This window comes from Enteroscipio rubneri (genome assembly GCF_002899715.1).
In the GTDB taxonomy this organism is placed as follows: Bacteria; Actinomycetota; Coriobacteriia; order Coriobacteriales; family Eggerthellaceae; genus Enteroscipio; species Enteroscipio rubneri.
Window position 1 is genome coordinate 45,506 of sequence record NZ_PPEK01000013.1, and the last position, 15,471, is coordinate 60,976.

At 63.0% G+C, this 15,471-nt stretch carries 15 protein-coding genes; 2 read left to right on the top strand and 13 right to left on the bottom strand.

Annotated features, from left to right (window positions below):
- Nucleotides 1-5: 5 nt before the first annotated feature.
- The 11 genes from C2L71_RS09845 to C2L71_RS09895 form a co-directional block, all read right to left on the bottom strand.
- Complete coding sequence (locus C2L71_RS09845; protein ID WP_103265592.1) at nt 6-707, bottom strand: ABC transporter ATP-binding protein; 702 nt, start codon at nt 705-707, stop codon at nt 6-8.
- A 111-nt stretch (nt 708-818) separates the two neighbouring features.
- Entirely contained in the window at nt 819-2,327 is a 1,509-nt protein-coding gene (locus C2L71_RS09850; protein ID WP_103265593.1) for a helix-turn-helix transcriptional regulator, read from the bottom strand.
- A 95-nt stretch (nt 2,328-2,422) separates the two neighbouring features.
- Nucleotides 2,423-4,012, bottom strand: a complete 1,590-nt coding sequence (locus tag C2L71_RS09855) for an FAD-binding protein (protein WP_157938964.1) — start codon at nt 4,010-4,012, stop codon at nt 2,423-2,425.
- Nucleotides 4,013-4,391: 379 nt separating this feature from the next.
- A complete protein-coding gene (gene rplW, locus C2L71_RS09860) occupies nt 4,392-4,676 on the bottom strand; it encodes a 50S ribosomal protein L23 (protein WP_103265595.1) in 285 nt (94 codons plus the stop codon).
- Nucleotides 4,676-5,299 carry a 50S ribosomal protein L4 gene (gene rplD, locus C2L71_RS09865; RefSeq protein ID WP_103265596.1) on the bottom strand — a complete coding sequence of 208 codons (624 nt, stop codon included), beginning with the start codon at nt 5,297-5,299 and terminating at the stop codon, nt 4,676-4,678. Before rplD ends, rplW begins: the two co-directional genes overlap by 1 nt.
- Nucleotides 5,300-5,329: 30 nt before the next feature.
- A complete protein-coding gene (gene rplC, locus C2L71_RS09870; protein ID WP_103265597.1) occupies nt 5,330-5,950 on the bottom strand; it encodes a 50S ribosomal protein L3 in 621 nt (206 codons plus the stop codon).
- Between the two features lie 15 nt (nt 5,951-5,965).
- On the bottom strand, nt 5,966-6,274 hold the full coding sequence (gene rpsJ, locus C2L71_RS09875; RefSeq protein ID WP_009304899.1) for a 30S ribosomal protein S10: 309 nt from the start codon (nt 6,272-6,274) through the stop codon (nt 5,966-5,968).
- Nucleotides 6,275-6,306: 32 nt separating this feature from the next.
- Entirely contained in the window at nt 6,307-8,424 is a 2,118-nt protein-coding gene (fusA, locus tag C2L71_RS09880; RefSeq protein ID WP_103265598.1) for an elongation factor G, read from the bottom strand.
- Between the two features lie 14 nt (nt 8,425-8,438).
- A complete protein-coding gene (gene rpsG / locus C2L71_RS09885; protein WP_103265599.1) occupies nt 8,439-8,909 on the bottom strand; it encodes a 30S ribosomal protein S7 in 471 nt (156 codons plus the stop codon).
- 116 nt (nt 8,910-9,025) lie between these two features.
- Nucleotides 9,026-9,397 carry a 30S ribosomal protein S12 gene (gene rpsL / locus C2L71_RS09890; protein ID WP_103265600.1) on the bottom strand — a complete coding sequence of 124 codons (372 nt, stop codon included), beginning with the start codon at nt 9,395-9,397 and terminating at the stop codon, nt 9,026-9,028.
- A gap of 406 nt (nt 9,398-9,803) precedes the next feature.
- Nucleotides 9,804-10,919: a M20/M25/M40 family metallo-hydrolase gene (locus C2L71_RS09895; protein ID WP_103265601.1), complete on the bottom strand. Its 1,116-nt coding sequence runs from the start codon at nt 10,917-10,919 to the stop codon at nt 9,804-9,806.
- Nucleotides 10,920-11,210: 291 nt separating this feature from the next.
- Between C2L71_RS09895 and C2L71_RS09900 the strand changes: the two genes are divergently transcribed.
- Entirely contained in the window at nt 11,211-11,789 is a 579-nt protein-coding gene (locus C2L71_RS09900; protein ID WP_187143330.1) for a nitroreductase family protein, read from the top strand.
- Between the two features lie 44 nt (nt 11,790-11,833).
- On the opposite strand, the gene C2L71_RS09905 is transcribed toward C2L71_RS09900, so the two are convergent.
- Both C2L71_RS09905 and C2L71_RS09910 read right to left on the bottom strand, forming a co-directional pair.
- A complete protein-coding gene (locus C2L71_RS09905; protein WP_103265617.1) occupies nt 11,834-12,124 on the bottom strand; it encodes a hypothetical protein in 291 nt (96 codons plus the stop codon).
- A 64-nt stretch (nt 12,125-12,188) separates the two neighbouring features.
- Entirely contained in the window at nt 12,189-13,556 is a 1,368-nt protein-coding gene (locus C2L71_RS09910; protein ID WP_103265602.1) for a putative manganese-dependent inorganic diphosphatase, read from the bottom strand.
- Nucleotides 13,557-13,819: 263 nt separating this feature from the next.
- Between C2L71_RS09910 and sdaAA the strand changes: the two genes are divergently transcribed.
- Entirely contained in the window at nt 13,820-15,421 is a 1,602-nt protein-coding gene (gene sdaAA / locus C2L71_RS09915) for an L-serine ammonia-lyase, iron-sulfur-dependent, subunit alpha (protein WP_103265603.1), read from the top strand.
- Nucleotides 15,422-15,471 lie beyond the last annotated feature (50 nt).

Genomic DNA, 15,471 nt, shown 5'->3' on the forward strand with positions numbered 1-15,471 from the left:
CTCTGTCACCACTCGAGCGTTTCGGCGGAAGCAGGCGCGTCGTTCACGTCGACGCTCGCCACGCGCCCTTCACGGATGTGGATGACGCGGTCGGCAATGGCCGTGAATGCGGCATTGTGCGTGATGAGCACCACCGTCTTGCCGGTGTCGTAGCACGTGTCCTGTAAAAGCTTGAGTATGGCCTTGCCCGTCTGGTAGTCGAGCGCGCCGGTGGGCTCGTCGCACAAAAGGAGCTTCGGGTTCTTCGCCAGCGCTCGCGCGATGGCCACCCGCTGCTGCTCGCCGCCGGAGAGCTGCGCCGGGAAGTTGCCGAGGCGATGCCCCAGGCCCACCTGCCGCAGCACGGATGCCGCATCGAGCGGGTCCTTGCAGATCTGGCTGGCAAGCTCCACGTTCTCGAGCGCCGTGAGGTTCTGCACGAGGTTGTAGAATTGGAAGACAAAACCGATGTCGTAGCGGCGATAGAAGGTGAGTTCTTTGCTGCCGAACGCGCTGACGTTGCGGCCGTCGAGCACGATGGAGCCCGACGAGCAGGAGTCCATGCCGCCGAGCATGTTCAAGAGTGTCGTCTTGCCAGCGCCCGACGGCCCGACGACCACGACGAGCTCGCCGCGCTCGATGTCAAACGTCATGCCGTCGACGGCGGCCACCTCGACCTCGCCCATGCGGTACACCTTGCGCACGTCGCGAAACTCCACGAACGCCACGAGCCGCCTCCTTCCTTTCAGACGACAATCCCGATGACCTTACGATACACGAACAATCCCGCAAGCACCAGTAACGGAATCATACCTGTTCGCGGTCTGCAAAAGCGGCGGCTATTCCTCAAGACAGCGTGCAACAGTGTTGAACAGCTCCAAGCGGGTATGCGCGTCCAGCTTTTCATAGATGTGGCGTGTGTGTGACTTTACCGTTTCGGTGGATACCGAAAGGCTCTGGGCAATGAAGCCGCGATCGTATCCTTTGACGAGGTAGACGAGGATCTCGGACTCGCGCGGCGTGAGGGCAAAGCGTGCCGAAGCCAGCGTGCAGGCTCTCGCCATGGAGCCGTCGTTCGTCATGGTTTGACGGGGCCTCGATTCCGTGCTCAAGCGCGCCATGAGCACGATACTGGCGAACAGCAGCAGGTAGATCATCGCATTCGACGCCGATGCCACAATAGACTGCGGATCAAGAGCCGCATGGAACCAGTTGCCCGCTGCAGCTCCGAAGATCTGGCCTGCCTGGCTGGCCAGAAAACCGCCGATGAACACGCGGGCAACGTCGTTACAGCGTCGCGTGTAGATGACGCAGAACACCCACAGCAGACCGAAGAAGTACATGAACCCCATAGTATGGATGGCGAGCGCGAACGTCGCTCGCCACGGTGTCTGCTGGACGGCGAGCGCCATCACGACAAAAGCCGCAGCGATGAACCCAATCGCACGATAGAACAGCGCGAACGACTCTCCGTCGCCCGGCACTTTGGATAGAAGCAGCATGGCCGCGGCGCAGGCGGTGGCGATGCCGAACACCCCCGCGCTCTGCGCCGCCAACGCATCTGCGCCCATGAGGCTGCGGAGCAACCCCGCCGAGGCTCCGAGCACCACGACGAGTCCCATGAATACGGCGAGCGGCGAGACGCGCCGCTCGCGCTCACTGCTGGACGCGCCCACCGAAGCCGGATCGTCCGACGGCGCGTAAGGCGTCTCTTCGGAAGCGCCCTGCAACCCTTCGCCATCCTGGTACAGCGCCCGATAAAACGAGAACGCCGCCGCGAACGGAATGGCCATCATGCACGCAAGCGCCGCAGGCGGCGGTGCGAGTGCTATGAGCGCAGTCGTCAGAGCGCTCGCGAGCAGCGAGAACGCAACAAAGTGCAGAACGACGCCGGAATCGTAGCGAGTGATGAGCGACCCCCAGAACGCGGTCATCATCCCTGTGCCGACCCCCGAGGAAATCGCGCCGACAAGCGGCAAGACCGGCGCAGCCTCCGGGGAGAGCCCTGCGACGCCGATGAGCACGACGCTCGCTGTCATGCAGCAAGCACTTGCAATCAGCCCACCGCGGCCCGGCCCGCGTCGAAGGCGCGAAACGAGGAAGAACGCCGCGAGCACAAGCGTGCATACGATAAGCGATATAAGCCAAAAGCCGTTCACCGCCAGGCCGTTCGCAAGGGGGCCAAAAGGCGCGTCAAGTACCCCGCTCCAGCTCATCGCGAAAATCCATGCGTTGAACAAAGAGAGCGAGGCGGCAAGGCTGCGATGGCTTGACAGCATCGCGCGAAATTGTTCGAACGAGCTCAGTTTAAACGGAGCCGCGAGCGGCCCTTCGCTGTTCTGCATCATCCCTCCTCCGTACCGCCCAGTATACCCGATCGGACATTTGCCGCCGCGGGTGCGGTCGCCGGAGGGAGGAGCGACTGCACCCGGGCGAGTACAGGCTATTCGTTCTCCACGATGAACTTGCCTGCCAGATAGCTTAACGTAAGGTTGCTGCCGTAGGTGAAACCGGGGATCATGTAAGTGTACTGCGCATAGAACATGTCGCCCGCCATGCTGCCCACGTTGTAGAGGCCTTCGATCGGGTTGTCGTCCTCGTCGCACACGCGCATCTCATCGTCGGTGCGCAGACCGCCGAGCACCGTGAGGAAGAAGCTTGTGTCGCTGACCGAGCCGTAAAACGGACCCTTCTCGACGGGAATCATGAGCGAAGGATCCTTATGGAATGCGAGATCTGTACCTGCTTTGCAGTCGGCGTTGTACGCCTTGACGGTGTCGAGCGTCGAGGCGGGCAATTCCATGAGCTCGATCAGTTCCTCGAGCGTATCGGCCTTCACAAAAGCCTTGCTCTCGACCATCGCCTCCCACGAGGCGACCGTCTCCTCGATGCTCAGTTCGTTCGGCGTCCCATAGGGAAGACTTCCGTTGATCCAAGGCAGCGGATACTGTTCAGCGTAATTCATGTCCCAAATGGCGTAGGATACACCACCCGGACATCCCATTTCGGTGGTGAAGGGGAGCGTGCCGAGCATGCCGTACTCGTTGCAGTAGCGTTTACCGTCGCGGTTGACGGTAAGCCCGGTGAAGGGCAGAACGCCATCCATCGGCCCAGCCTTCACGCCGCCGCCATTCGGGCAGCACGGCCAAGCCTTCTGCCACGCCGCGCCTACCCACAACCCCATTTTCTGGCCGTCGCCGGGATACAGCCCACCATAGAATAGCTCCTTATCGTAATCGACGCTCTCGAACTCCTCGGGCGTGATATACCGCAAAGCCTGCGGTGCGTACTTGGCCATCATATCGCGGTTGGTGGAGAAGTCGCCCGTTGCCAGAACCACTGCTTTGCTTGCTGTAAACCGAGCGAAGGTGCCGTCTTCACGCTCGGCGATGACGGCATTTACACGGCCTTCGGCACCATTGGGCTCCCCGCCGCGCACAAGCTGGCGCGCGATGTTTTTGTAGTAGATGGAGGAGCCGGACAGCTCTTCGAAGCGACGGGCAAGTTCGTTCACAACGAGCGTTTGGTTCATGCCCATGCCGGGGTGCTCATCGTCGTACCAACCGTGCGCGCCGGGCAGATAGAATATCGAGCCGCTCTCGTTATCGAGTGTTGGGATAGAGCTTTCGATGCCCGTGGTGTAGCCGCGCCCCTCCATAATGTCGATGAGCCAGTTCATCACCTCTTCGGAATGATTGAAGAACTTGTACCACTTGCGGGCATCGACACGCGCACCGTTGGCCTGAAGCTCTTTTTCATAAAACGCAGGGTCATTGCGCGGAATGCCCGCAGCCTCCATCGCCTTCGAGTATGCGGCATGGTTTGAGCCGCCACGGCTGATAGGCTTGCTGCTGGCGCTGAGAAGCACGACGTTCGCACCCTCCTCGACGGCGGCGTTGGCCGCAGCAAGTCCGCCGGTGCCTGCGCCCACCACGACGATCTCCGCCTCGATGGTCTCGGCGATGTCCGCCTCGGCAATGGGCTCGTCAGGAATTTCAAAGCCCCATTTTCCGAAGTACGCATCGGCATTCATCGCGTCGGTCGATGCACTCGCATCTGTTCCGTCTGCACCGGTCGCAGATTGCGCTGGTGCGCATCCGGTCAAACCGGCTGCCAGCCCTGCACCCGCCAGCGCCGCCCCTGTCAAGAAGCTCCGCCGCGTCACTCCGCCGACTGATGCGGATCGAATTCCTTTACTTGGATCAACGTACATGGTTTCCGCTCCCCTCTTCTTCGTTCGTTCCAGCCTCTTCCGGCCTTTGCTCACGATATATGCGAAGCGCAAGCGAACACCATTCCCCAAACGGGTCAAATCGAATATCACCCCTTTGGGTGGTATGAAAAAGGAGCATACGAAAAAGGCCCTCGCGCATGGCGAGGGCCTTGAAGCACTTTCGTTGATGTAGCCTGCTCTACGAAGCGAAGAGCTCGATCGTATCGCCTTCTTTCAGCGTGACCATGGCCTTCTTCCAAGTGCGGGTCTTACCCAGATTGTAGCGAACGCGCTTGGGCTTCGGCTTCACGTTGAGCGTGTTCACCTTCACCACGGTTACATCGAAGATGGCTTCGACGGCCTGGCGAATCTCAACCTTGTTGGAGTCCTTGGCAACCTCGAAGGTGTAGGTGTTGTCCTCCATCATGTCGTAGCTATGCTCCGTGATGATGGGACGGATGATGACCTCGCGGGGATCCTTCATTATGCGAGCACCTCCTCGATGCGCTTGAGGGCGTCGGCGGTGAAGACGAGCGCCTTGTTATCGATGAATTCGTAGGTGTTCGACTCCGACACGGGAATGACATTCACCTTCGGGATGTTGCGGAACGACAGGTAAGCGTTCACATCGTCGTCAGGTATGACGATGGTCGTGCGGCCCTCCAGCTCGAGCGCCTTCAGCACGGCGACGGCATCTTTCGTGCGCGGCTTCTCGAAGCTGAAGTTCTCCACTACGTAGAGCTCGCCGTCGGCCAGCTTGGCGGACAGCGCGGAGCGCATGGCCAGCTTGACCTCTTTCTTGTTCACATGGAACGCGTAGGAACGCGGATGCGGGCCGAACACGGTGCCGCCGCCGGCCCACTGGGGCGCGCGAATAGTGCCCTGACGGGCGCGACCGGTGCCCTTCTGGCGCCACGGCTTCTTGCCGCCGCCCCTCACCTGGCCGCGCGTGAGCGTGTTGCTCGTGCCCTGCCGCCACGCGGCGCGCTGCGAGCGCACCACCTGGTGCATGACGTGCATGTTCGGTTCGATGCCGAACACGGAGGGGGCAAGCTCGGCCGTGCCGGCCTTCTTCCCGCTCGCGTTTTTGATATCGATAGTCGTCATGATGAAAAAGCTCCTTTTACGGTTCAGGTGTTACGCCATGCGGACGCGGACGACGCCGTTCTTAGCACCAGGGACGGCGCCCTTGACGAGAATGAGGTTCTGATCCTCGTCGATGCGCACGACCTCGAGGTTCTTCACGGTCACGGTGTCGCATCCCATATGACCCGGGAGCTTGAGCCCCTTGAACACGCGGGAAGGCGTGGCGCACTGGCCGACCGAACCCGGCGCGCGATGGAAATGAGAGCCATGGCCGCCCGGGCCGCCGCGGAAGCCGTAGCGCTTCATGACGCCGGCAAAACCCTTGCCCTTCGACGTACCCGTGACATCGACTTTCTTCGTCTCGGCGAAGGCGGCCACCGTCTGCTCATCGCCCACGTGGTACTCGCCGGCGTTCTCGACGCGCACCTCGCGCAGATAGCGCGTGGGAGACGTGCCCTGCTTCTCGAAGTGGCCCTTCATGGGCTTATTGACCTTCTTCTCTTTGATAGTGCCGAAGCCCAGCTGCACAGCCTCGTAACCGTCGCTATCCTTCGTCTTGACCTGGCAGACCTTGTTCGGCTCGGCCTGGATCACCGTCACGGGAATGGCGCGATCGTCCTCGCTGAAGATCTGGGTCATACCGATTTTTTTACCATAGATGGCGTTGATCATGTCGCACATCCCCCTTTACAGCTTGATCTCGATGTCGACGCCGGCAGGGAGATCGAGGCGCATCAGAGAGTCCACCGTGTTCGGGGTGGGCTCGAGAATGTCGATGAGGCGCTTGTGTGTGCGCATCTCGAACTGCTCGCGCGAATCCTTGTCGACGTGCGGCCCCTTGACGACGCAGTACAGGTTGCGCTCCGTCGGCAGCGGAATGGGACCGGACACTTTGGCACCCGTCTTCTGCGCGGTATCGACGATGAGTTTCGTGGACTGGTCCACGATCTCATGATCGTACCCCTTCAAGCGGATGCGAATCTTTTGATTAGCCACTTTCGTTTCCTCCGAATATCTCGCGCGCACGCCTAGGCGTTGCCGCCGGCCTTGCTGATAATTTCCTCTGCCACGTTCTTCGGCACAGCCTCGTACGAGTCGAACTGCATCGTGTACGAAGCGCGGCCCTGCGTTGTCGAACGCAGGTCGGTGGCGTAGCCGAACATCTCGGACAGCGGAACCTTCGCCTTGATGGTCTTGGCGTTGCCGCGATCGCCCATGCCCTGGATCTGGCCGCGACGGCTTGAGAGGTTGCCCATGACGTCGCCCATGTATTCCTCGGGCGTCTCAACCTCAACGGCCATCATCGGCTCGAGAATGACCGGCGTCGCCTTCTTGAGCGCGTTCTTGACAGCCATAGAACCGGCCACCTTGAACGCAGCCTCTGACGAGTCGACCTCATGATAGGAGCCATCGACGAGCTCGACCTTGATGTCGACGACCGGATAGCCGGCGAGCACACCGGAGTTCAACGCCTCCTGGATGCCCTTGTCGATGGGTGTGATGTACTCCTTGGGCACAACGCCGCCGACGATCTTGTTCTCGAACTCGTAGCCCTTGCCCGGCTCCTGCGGAACGAGGTTGATGACCGCATGGCCGTACTGACCACGACCGCCAGACTGGCGCACGAACTTACCTTCGACGTTGTCAACTTCCTTCGTCGCCGTCTCACGGTAGGCAACCTGCGGCTTGCCGACGTTCGCCTCGACTTTGAACTCGCGCAGCAGACGGTCGACGATGATCTCGAGGTGCAGCTCGCCCATGCCGGCGATGATGGTCTGGCCGGTCTCCTGGTTGGTGGACACGCGGAACGTCGGATCCTCCTCGGCCAGCTTCTGCAGCGCAACGCCCATCTTGTCCTGCTCGGCCTTCGTCTTGGGCTCGACGGCGATGTCGATGACCGGCTCGGCGAATTCCATGGACTCGAGGATGATCGGCTTGTCGGCGTCGCACAGCGTGTCGCCCGTGGACGTATCCTTCAAGCCCACGACGGCAACGATATCGCCGGCCGCGCAGCCGTCGATGTCGACGCGCTGGTTCGAGTGCATCTGCAACAGGCGGCCGATGCGCTCCTTCTTGTCCTTTGACGCGTTCATGACGTACGAGCCGGAGTCGAGCTGGCCCGAGTACACGCGCAGATAGGTGAGCTTACCCACGAACGGGTCGGTCATGATCTTGAAGGCCAGCGCGCTGAACGGCTCCTTGAAGTCGGCGCGGCGCTCGTCGTCCTCTCCCGTGTCGGGATTCGAGCCCTTGATGGCGGGGATGTCGATCGGCGACGGCATGTAGTCGACCACGGCGTCGAGCAGTTCCTGCACGCCCTTATTCTTGTAGGACGAGCCCACGAATACGGGATGGATCTGGCAGGCGATGGTGCCTTTGCGGATGGCGGCCTTCAGCTCGTCGACCGTCACCTCTTCCTCCATGAGCACTTTCTCCATGAGGGCGTCGTCGCAGTCGGCGGCAGCCTCGAGCAGCTCCTGATGGCGCAGCTCGGCCTCCTCGGCGAACTCGGCGGGGATGGCGTCCATGGGCTCGGGGTAGGTCATGCCCTTGTCGTCGGCCTTGAAGTCCCACGCGGTCATGGTGACGAGATCGATGACGCCCCAGAAGTTGTCCTCGGCCCCCATGGGCATCTGCGCGGCGACAGCCGGCGCGCCCAGGCGCTCCTTCATGGTATCGATGGCGTGGAAGAAGTCAGCGCCCACGCGGTCGTACTTGTTGATATAGGCGATGCGGGGGACACCGTACTTGCTCGCCTGGCGCCACACGGTCTCGGACTGCGGCTGCACGCCGGCCACGGCGTCGAATACGGCGACAGCACCGTCGAGCACGCGCAGAGAGCGCTCCACCTCGGCCGTGAAGTCCACGTGGCCCGGGGTGTCGATGATCTGAAAACGGTACTCCTTGCCGTCCTCGGCTCCGCCGGGGTACTTCCAGAAGCATGTGGTGGCGGCAGCGGTGATGGTCACGCCGCGCTCCTGCTCCTGCACCATCCAGTCCATCGTCGCGGCACCGTCGTGCACCTCGCCAATCTTGTGCGTCTTGCCGGTGTAATACAGGATGCGCTCGGTCGTCGTCGTCTTGCCCGCGTCGATGTGGGCCATGATGCCGATGTTGCGCGTATCCTTCAGTTCCAGTTTTGCCATGAGTCGAATCCTCCTTAGAAGCGGTAGTGCGAGAACGCACGGTTCGACTCGGCCATCTTGTACAGATCCTCGCGCTTCTTCACCGATGCGCCCGTGTTCTCGGCAGCATCCATGATCTCGGCGGCGAGGCGCTCCTTCATCGTGTGCTCCTTGCGCTTGCGCGAGAAGTCGACGATCCAGCGGATGGCGAGCGTGGTGGCGCGGCGGGAGTTGACCTCCATCGGCACCTGGTAGGTGGCGCCACCGACGCGCTTGGGCTTGACCTCGAGCGTGGGGCGAACGTTGTCCATGGCCTTCTTGAAGACGGACAGGGGATCCTGAGTCGTCTTCGCCTCGATGATGTCGAATGCACCGTAGACGATGCCCTCGGCAAGGGACTTCTTGCCGTCAAGCAGGATCTTGTTGATCAGCTGCGTGACAAGACGGTTGTTGTACTTTGCATCCGGCTGCACTTCGCGGCGGATGGCTGCTGCACGACGCGGCATGTGTTCTCCTTCTTATTCCTGCGCGCTTCGAGACGGCTTTCGTTCCGTCCATTAGGCCCCGCACGCGCCCCTCTTGGGCGAAAGCGGTTTCGCGGCCCGCGCGTCTTATCGGTTGCTTACTTGGGGCGCTTGGCGCCGTAACGGCTGCGGGCCTGCTTGCGGTTGTCGACGGCGGCGCAGTCGAGCGCGGCGCGGATAACCTTGTAGCGCACACCCGGGAGGTCCCTCACGCGGCCGCCGCGCAAGAGCACCATGGAGTGCTCCTGGAGGTTGTGGCCGATACCCGGGATGTAGGCCGTAACCTCCATGCCATTGACGAGGCGCACGCGGCACACCTTGCGCAGAGCCGAGTTCGGCTTCTTGGGCGTAGTCGTGAACACGCGTGTGCACACGCCGCGCTTCTGCGGGTTGCCTTTGAGGGCCGGCGTCTTCTTCTTCTCGACCGACTTCTTGCGGCCCTTGCGGACCAACTGATTGATAGTAGGCAAGTCTCTTACTCCTTTTTCTTCCTGACGGCTTTCCCCGGCAGCCAACGTGGCGTTCAAAGACGAGCCTTTCCGCGCTTGCGGCACAGGCCGCCCGCTCGAAAGAACCGTCCTTTCACGCCGACCCGGCTCGCCGGAGAAACCCTGTTGCTACCATCGTCGACTCAATCCTACGAGCGACGCCGCTTCCTTGTGCGTTCAGCTGGTACGCACAGGAAAACATACGCCCCATACGGGACGCGACCGAGAACTTTATCATCGCCTCCGCAGCTTGTCAAACGCCACGCATCCGGGAGTATCTATACTTGTGCATCCACATATCCGCAGATGAGGAGCCGGAAACGAGTCGCACGAAGACTGACGAGGGTGTAACCGCTATTTTTTCGGCGCGCTCTGCCGTCGATCGAGCTTATCTGCCAGTCGCCTGCCGGACAAGCTCCTCGGCCAGACGCGCCGTGCCCTCGAGATCGGCAATGGCAATATGCTCGTCGATCGAATGGAAGCTTGCCATGCCGATCCCCAGCGTGACCGCGCGCACTCCGCGCGAGGCGAGCGCATTCGCATCGGCGCCGCCTCCCGAGTACCCGACACGCGGCTCCAAACCGGCCGCGTGCGCAGCTCGCACGACATCTTGCACGAGCGGATCGTCCTCGTCGTAGAGCACGGCGCCGTAATCGACGCACCATTCGACATGAACGGCTCCTCCGAAGCGTTCCGCCGCCTGTTCGAGAGCAGCCGTCATCGCATCGCGCACCTCGTCGGCGCGCTCTGTGCGCAACGAGCGACACTCCCCCGCCAAAACACAGCGGTCGGCAACGACGTTTACCTCGCGACCGCCTTCGATGAGTCCGATGTTCGCCGTGGTGGCCTCGTCGAGCCGCCCGATCTCCATGCGATCGATAGCCGCGGCAGCCATACGAATGGCGGACACACCCGCTTCGGGCTCGACGCCGGCATGCGCGGCACGGCCTATATATTCGGCCCGCAGCGTGTAGTGACAGGGTGCCCCGAGGATAATGGTACCGGGCGCGCCGTCAGCATCGAACACGTAGCATGGCGCTCCCGCGGGCAATTCGCCGGCGTCGAACGCGCTCGCGCCGAGCAAGCTCAGTTCCTCGCAGGTGGTGAGCAGCACAACGATGTCGGGACGGGGCGAACCGTCCTCGACGATCGAACGCACCGCTTCGAAGATGGCTGCGACGCCCGCCTTGTCGTCGGCAGACAGGACGGTGGCGCCGGCGGAGCGGACAACGTCGCCCTTTACAACGGGGACGATGCCCTCGCACGGCTCGACCGTATCCATATGAGCCGAAAGCACGATGCTCCCCGCAACGGTTCCTGGCAGGCGCGCGATCAGGTTGCCCGAATCCGAACCCGTTCGCGTGCCCGAATCGTCGAAGCGCACCTCGAATCCGAGATCGGCGAGTTCACGCTTGCAGCGTGCAGCCATCGCCGCTTCGCGGCGCGAAGGACTTTCGATACGCACGAGTTCAAGGAACAGACCGAGCAGCCGGTTCGGGTTCATACGGCTTTCCTTCCGATCGACGCGGAACGGCGCTCTCCTGCACGAAACCGAGCCGATGCGGAGCCGCCGCCTTAGCTCATACAGTATAATCCGATTGCCCGGCCGCGCCACCCTGTGCGCACGACCGAGCGAACATGCGGGAGCACGAACCGATGCGGGATCCCGGCTTGCGCACGAACAGGATCGCGAACGGCAGTCTCGGCTCACACGCCGCGCGCGATGGAGAGCGGCGGCGCAATCGATCCGACGGACAAGACGAGCCGCCGAGTTCGAACGATCAAAGGAGGATCTATGCTGCACGACATCGTTAAGGCCTGCCGGAGCTATCGTCGGTTCGACGAACGCGAGCGCATAGACCACGCGTTGCTCGTCTCATGGGTAGACGCCGCGCGCCTCGTGGCATCGAGCGGCAACGCACAGCCTCTGCGCTATGCCATCATCGACGACGAGGCAGGCTGCGAGCGCGTATTCGCCTGCTGTACCTGGGCGAAGGCCCTCGCCGACTGGGACGGGCCCGAACCGGGCGAGCATCCGAGCGCTTACATCGTGGTATGCCGCGATTTGGATCGCGCGCTCACGGACACGTTCACCGCATGGGACGAGGGCATCGCCGCGCAGACGATCATGCTGCAAGCCGCGGAAGCGGGTTTCGGCGGCTGCATCGTCGGCTCGTTCAAGCGTCGCAGCCTCTGCGAAGCCGTCGAAATCGACACGGACACCTTCCAGCCCGATCTCGTGCTCGCACTCGGCAAGCCCGTCGAGGTCGTGCGCATCGTCGACGTGCCGAAAGGCGGATCGACCGAGTATTGGCGCGATGAGGCCGGAGTCCATCACGTGCCGAAGCGGACACTTGCCGACGTGCTGCTGTAAAAAGCGCCGTCCTGCGCCGTTGCGGCTCGGTCGACGCCGGCCGCTCAAGCCGCAACGGCGCGGTCTTCACGTGCGGCATCGAGCCGGCGATTGCGCGCGTACACGCCCCAGTTCACGCCCAAGCACGCAAGATTGATCACGTAGACCGCGAGCACCCAGTTCACCGATCCCGCCACGAATTTCGCGGCAATGCCGGCCAGGTATCCCGCCGTGATAAGCGCGATGAACTGCCAGCTGGATCCTGCGGCCGTACCCGCCCTATAATTCTTGTACGCGTTGATGGGCCACGAGAGCCCGAAGCAGACGAGCATCGTCGCCTCCAGCACTTCCGCCATATACAGCGTCATCTCCTCAGATCATGCAGCGCCCTGCGACTCTTCGTAGCGAGCCGGCGCCCGGCTACGCCCCCAGAATGCGCGCAGCCACCTGCTTTTTGCGGCTGAGCACGCCGGGCATCCACGTGCCGCCCTCCCCGGTGCACTTGATGCCAAACACACGGTTCACGATGCGACGATTGCCCTCGCAGAGGAACTGGCTGCCCTCGGCCATGATATCCGTGACCATGAACAGCACGAACTCGTAGCCGCGATCGTCCTTCAGACGGCGCATATGCTCGCGGATCTCCTTTTCGCGCTCCATGACGGACGGCAGGTCCACCGTCTCGTGCTGCGCGATGAGCACGGTGGCGTCGCCGATCTGAAACTCCTTGGAGTCCGCGCCCACGAGCTTCTCCACGGAGAGATCGGCATCGCCTCCTCGGCACTTGAAAATAGACAGTCCGAACTCTACCGGGTCAACCCCCGCAAGGGAGGCGAGGTCGGCAGCTATATCCCGGTCCGCCTGGGTGGTCGTAGGCGATTTGAGGATGACGGTGTCGGTCATGACGGCTGAAAGGAGCACGCGCGCGATGGCAATCGGCACTTCGATGCCGTGCCTTCGGAACTCCATGGCGACGATAGTAGCCGTCGAGCCCACGGGCAGGTTCAGGAACATGATGGGATCGGCCGTCATGACATCGGCGATGCGATGGTGGTCAACAATCTCGACGACATCAGCCTCCTCGATGCCGTTGACCGCCTGACGCTTCTCGTTGTGGTCGACAAGCACCACCTTGCGGCGCGGTCGCACGGCAACGTCGGAACGCGTGACGATGCCGATGGCCATCCCGTCGTCGTCGAGTACGACCGCTTCGCGCAGGGCGCTTGCCATTAGGTCATCGACCGCGTCCTTGAGCAGGCCGTCCTTGTCGAGCACAAGCACATCGGTTTCGGTGATATCCTGGACTTTCTGCCCGAGCGAAGCGATGAGGTCGCTCGCCACGGCCATTTCGTTGGCAGCACCCTGCGTGAGCGCGTCGGTGGCCGCCACGTAGCGCTCGGCGATCATGCGCGTAGTGATGAGACCGTGATAGGTGCCGTCATCGTTGACGACAACGAGCGCGCGCACGTTGTGCTGGCGCAAGAGCTGTCCCGCCTCGAGCAGCGTGGCCTCGCGTCCAATCGAGATGGGATCGGGCGTCATGACGTCGGCAACGCGCGCGTGCACATGCCCGATAGCATCGGGTGCCGGCAGGCCGTTCGCCTCGAGCACCCAGGCGCTCTCGGGAGGGAGCGGGCCCAAGCGCGCCGGCTTATACACCTGATCGGGATCGCGTCCGCCCGCTGCCCGGCGGACGAGCTCGTTTTTAAGATAGGCGTACCCGACCGCCGAGCAGATGGCATCGTTATCAGGATTCTTATGGCCCACGACGATGATCGGTGCCGGCATTACTCGCTCCTTTGCTTCGACGGAAAACCCAGTGCGATGCGAGTCTTCCAACTATTCCCTAGCGGCTTGATGGGCCGGGCGCGCAGCCCTGCACCCGATCCGTCCGGGCGCGCGACCTGGCTTCGGCAGCCCAGTATAGCGGCATACGCACGCCGAAGCCCGTCGCACACGCCCTTGCAGGGGGAACGTCATGAAAAGATCAGGCGAACGAGCGCAGGTTGCGCTACGATGGCCTCGCATACGATCATGGGAAAGGATGGCGCATGGCGACCCTCGGATTGACCGATATCATTGGCCCCATCATGGTGGGGCCCTCCAGTTCTCATACCGCAGGGGCGCTGCGCATCGCCTCCATGGCGCGCAGCTTATGCTTAGCAGAACCGGTATCGGCTTCGTTTGCGCTCCTCGGATCGTTCGCCCATACCCTCTCGGGGCACGGCACGGACAAAGCCCTCGTTGCGGGCATGCTGGGGCTCACCGCGGACGACGCCCGCGTTCGCGATTCGTTTCGACTGGCTGAAGAGAGGGGGCTCTCCTTTTCGTTCGAGCCGCAACCGGAAGCCGACGACTACGATCATCCCAACACCATCGATATCCTCGTCGTCGATGCCGATGGCGTCGAGATGTGCGTCCGCGGCGAGAGCATCGGCGGCGGAGCGGCGGTGATTCGTCGCATCGACGGTATCGACGTGCGCGTCACCGGGGAGAGCACGAGCGTCGTCGTGAGGCAGCACGACGAGCGCGGGGCACTCGCGCACATCGCGCAGAGCCTCAGCGCGCACGGCGCGAACATCGCAACGGCACGCCTCTACCGCGAGGGCAAGGGCAAAGTTGCCTATACGGTGCTCGAGACGGACCAGGAGGTAGGAGCTCGGGCGAAGGCGGCCATCGAGGCGCATCCCGCCATCCTCGACGTGCGCATCGTGCCCGGCGCCGCGCGGATGCGGACGCGCGGAGACGTCGACCATGCTGCAACCGAGCGGTTCCGAAAGCTCGATTTCCCGAGCGGAGCGGCGCTGCTCGAACTTTGCGACGAACACGGCTGGCCGATTTCCATGGCGTTTCTCGAACGCGAGCGCGCCCTTGCCGCGAGCGTCGGCCGCGCAGACGACGCTCGCGCCTACCTTGAACAGGTGCTCGACACGATGAGGGACGCCGCTAACGGCCCCCTCGAGAAGCCGATCGCGTCGATGGGCGGGCTCATCGGGGGCGAGGCGGCGAAGCTCGCGCAACTGGGAGCGGGCGGCGCTGCGGACGGGGTGCTTGCGCGGGCCTGCGTCTTCGCGATGGGCGTGCTGGAAACGAATGCGTCGATGGGCCGCATCGTGGCTGCGCCCACGGCTGGATCGGCCGGTGTTGTGCCCGGCGTGCTGCTGGCGCTGCAGGAAGCACGGGGGCTGTCGGATGCGGATTTGACGCGCGGCCTGGAGACGGCGGCGGCTGTGGGCCACCTCGTCACGCGCAACGCCACGGTATCGGGCGCTGAAGGCGGCTGCCAGGCAGAAGTCGGATCCGCCGCCGCTATGGCAGCGGCCGCAGCAACCGAGCTCATGGGAGGCTCGCCGCAGCAATGCCTCGACGCAGCCGGCAACGCGATCGCGAACCTCATGGGGCTCGTCTGCGACCCTGTGGGCGGCCTCGTGGAAATACCTTGCCAAAAGCGCAACGCCGCCGGCGCAGCCGTCGCGCTCGCCAGTGCGCAGATCGCGCTTGCAGGCGTGAGCAACCTCGTCGGATTCGATGAGACCGTCGAGGCCATGTACAAGGTGGGTCGTTCGCTCCCCTTCGAATTGCGCGAGAGCGCTCTCGGAGGCATCGCCGCCGCGCCAAGCGCGTGCTCCTGGTGCGCCGGATGCGCCGGCTGATGGGCTGAAACCGGCAACCGAACGGCCGCACTGCGAGAGCAAGCCCGCTC

Coding starts and splice junctions, on each gene's coding strand:
- C2L71_RS09850 (WP_103265593.1), bottom strand. CDS start 2,327: ATGATGCAGAACAGCGAAGGGCCGCTCGCGGCTCCGTTTAAACTGAGC.
- C2L71_RS09855 (WP_157938964.1), bottom strand. CDS start 4,012: ATGAATGCCGATGCGTACTTCGGAAAATGGGGCTTTGAAATTCCTGAC.
- rplW (WP_103265595.1), bottom strand. CDS start 4,676: ATGAAGGATCCCCGCGAGGTCATCATCCGTCCCATCATCACGGAGCAT.
- rplD (WP_103265596.1), bottom strand. CDS start 5,299: ATGACGACTATCGATATCAAAAACGCGAGCGGGAAGAAGGCCGGCACG.
- rplC (WP_103265597.1), bottom strand. CDS start 5,950: ATGATCAACGCCATCTATGGTAAAAAAATCGGTATGACCCAGATCTTC.
- fusA (WP_103265598.1), bottom strand. CDS start 8,424: ATGGCAAAACTGGAACTGAAGGATACGCGCAACATCGGCATCATGGCC.
- rpsG (WP_103265599.1), bottom strand. CDS start 8,909: ATGCCGCGTCGTGCAGCAGCCATCCGCCGCGAAGTGCAGCCGGATGCA.
- C2L71_RS09895 (WP_103265601.1), bottom strand. CDS start 10,919: ATGAACCCGAACCGGCTGCTCGGTCTGTTCCTTGAACTCGTGCGTATC.
- C2L71_RS09900 (WP_187143330.1), top strand. CDS start 11,211: ATGCTGCACGACATCGTTAAGGCCTGCCGGAGCTATCGTCGGTTCGAC.
- C2L71_RS09905 (WP_103265617.1), bottom strand. CDS start 12,124: ATGGCGGAAGTGCTGGAGGCGACGATGCTCGTCTGCTTCGGGCTCTCG.
- C2L71_RS09910 (WP_103265602.1), bottom strand. CDS start 13,556: ATGCCGGCACCGATCATCGTCGTGGGCCATAAGAATCCTGATAACGAT.
- sdaAA (WP_103265603.1), top strand. CDS start 13,820: ATGGCGACCCTCGGATTGACCGATATCATTGGCCCCATCATGGTGGGG.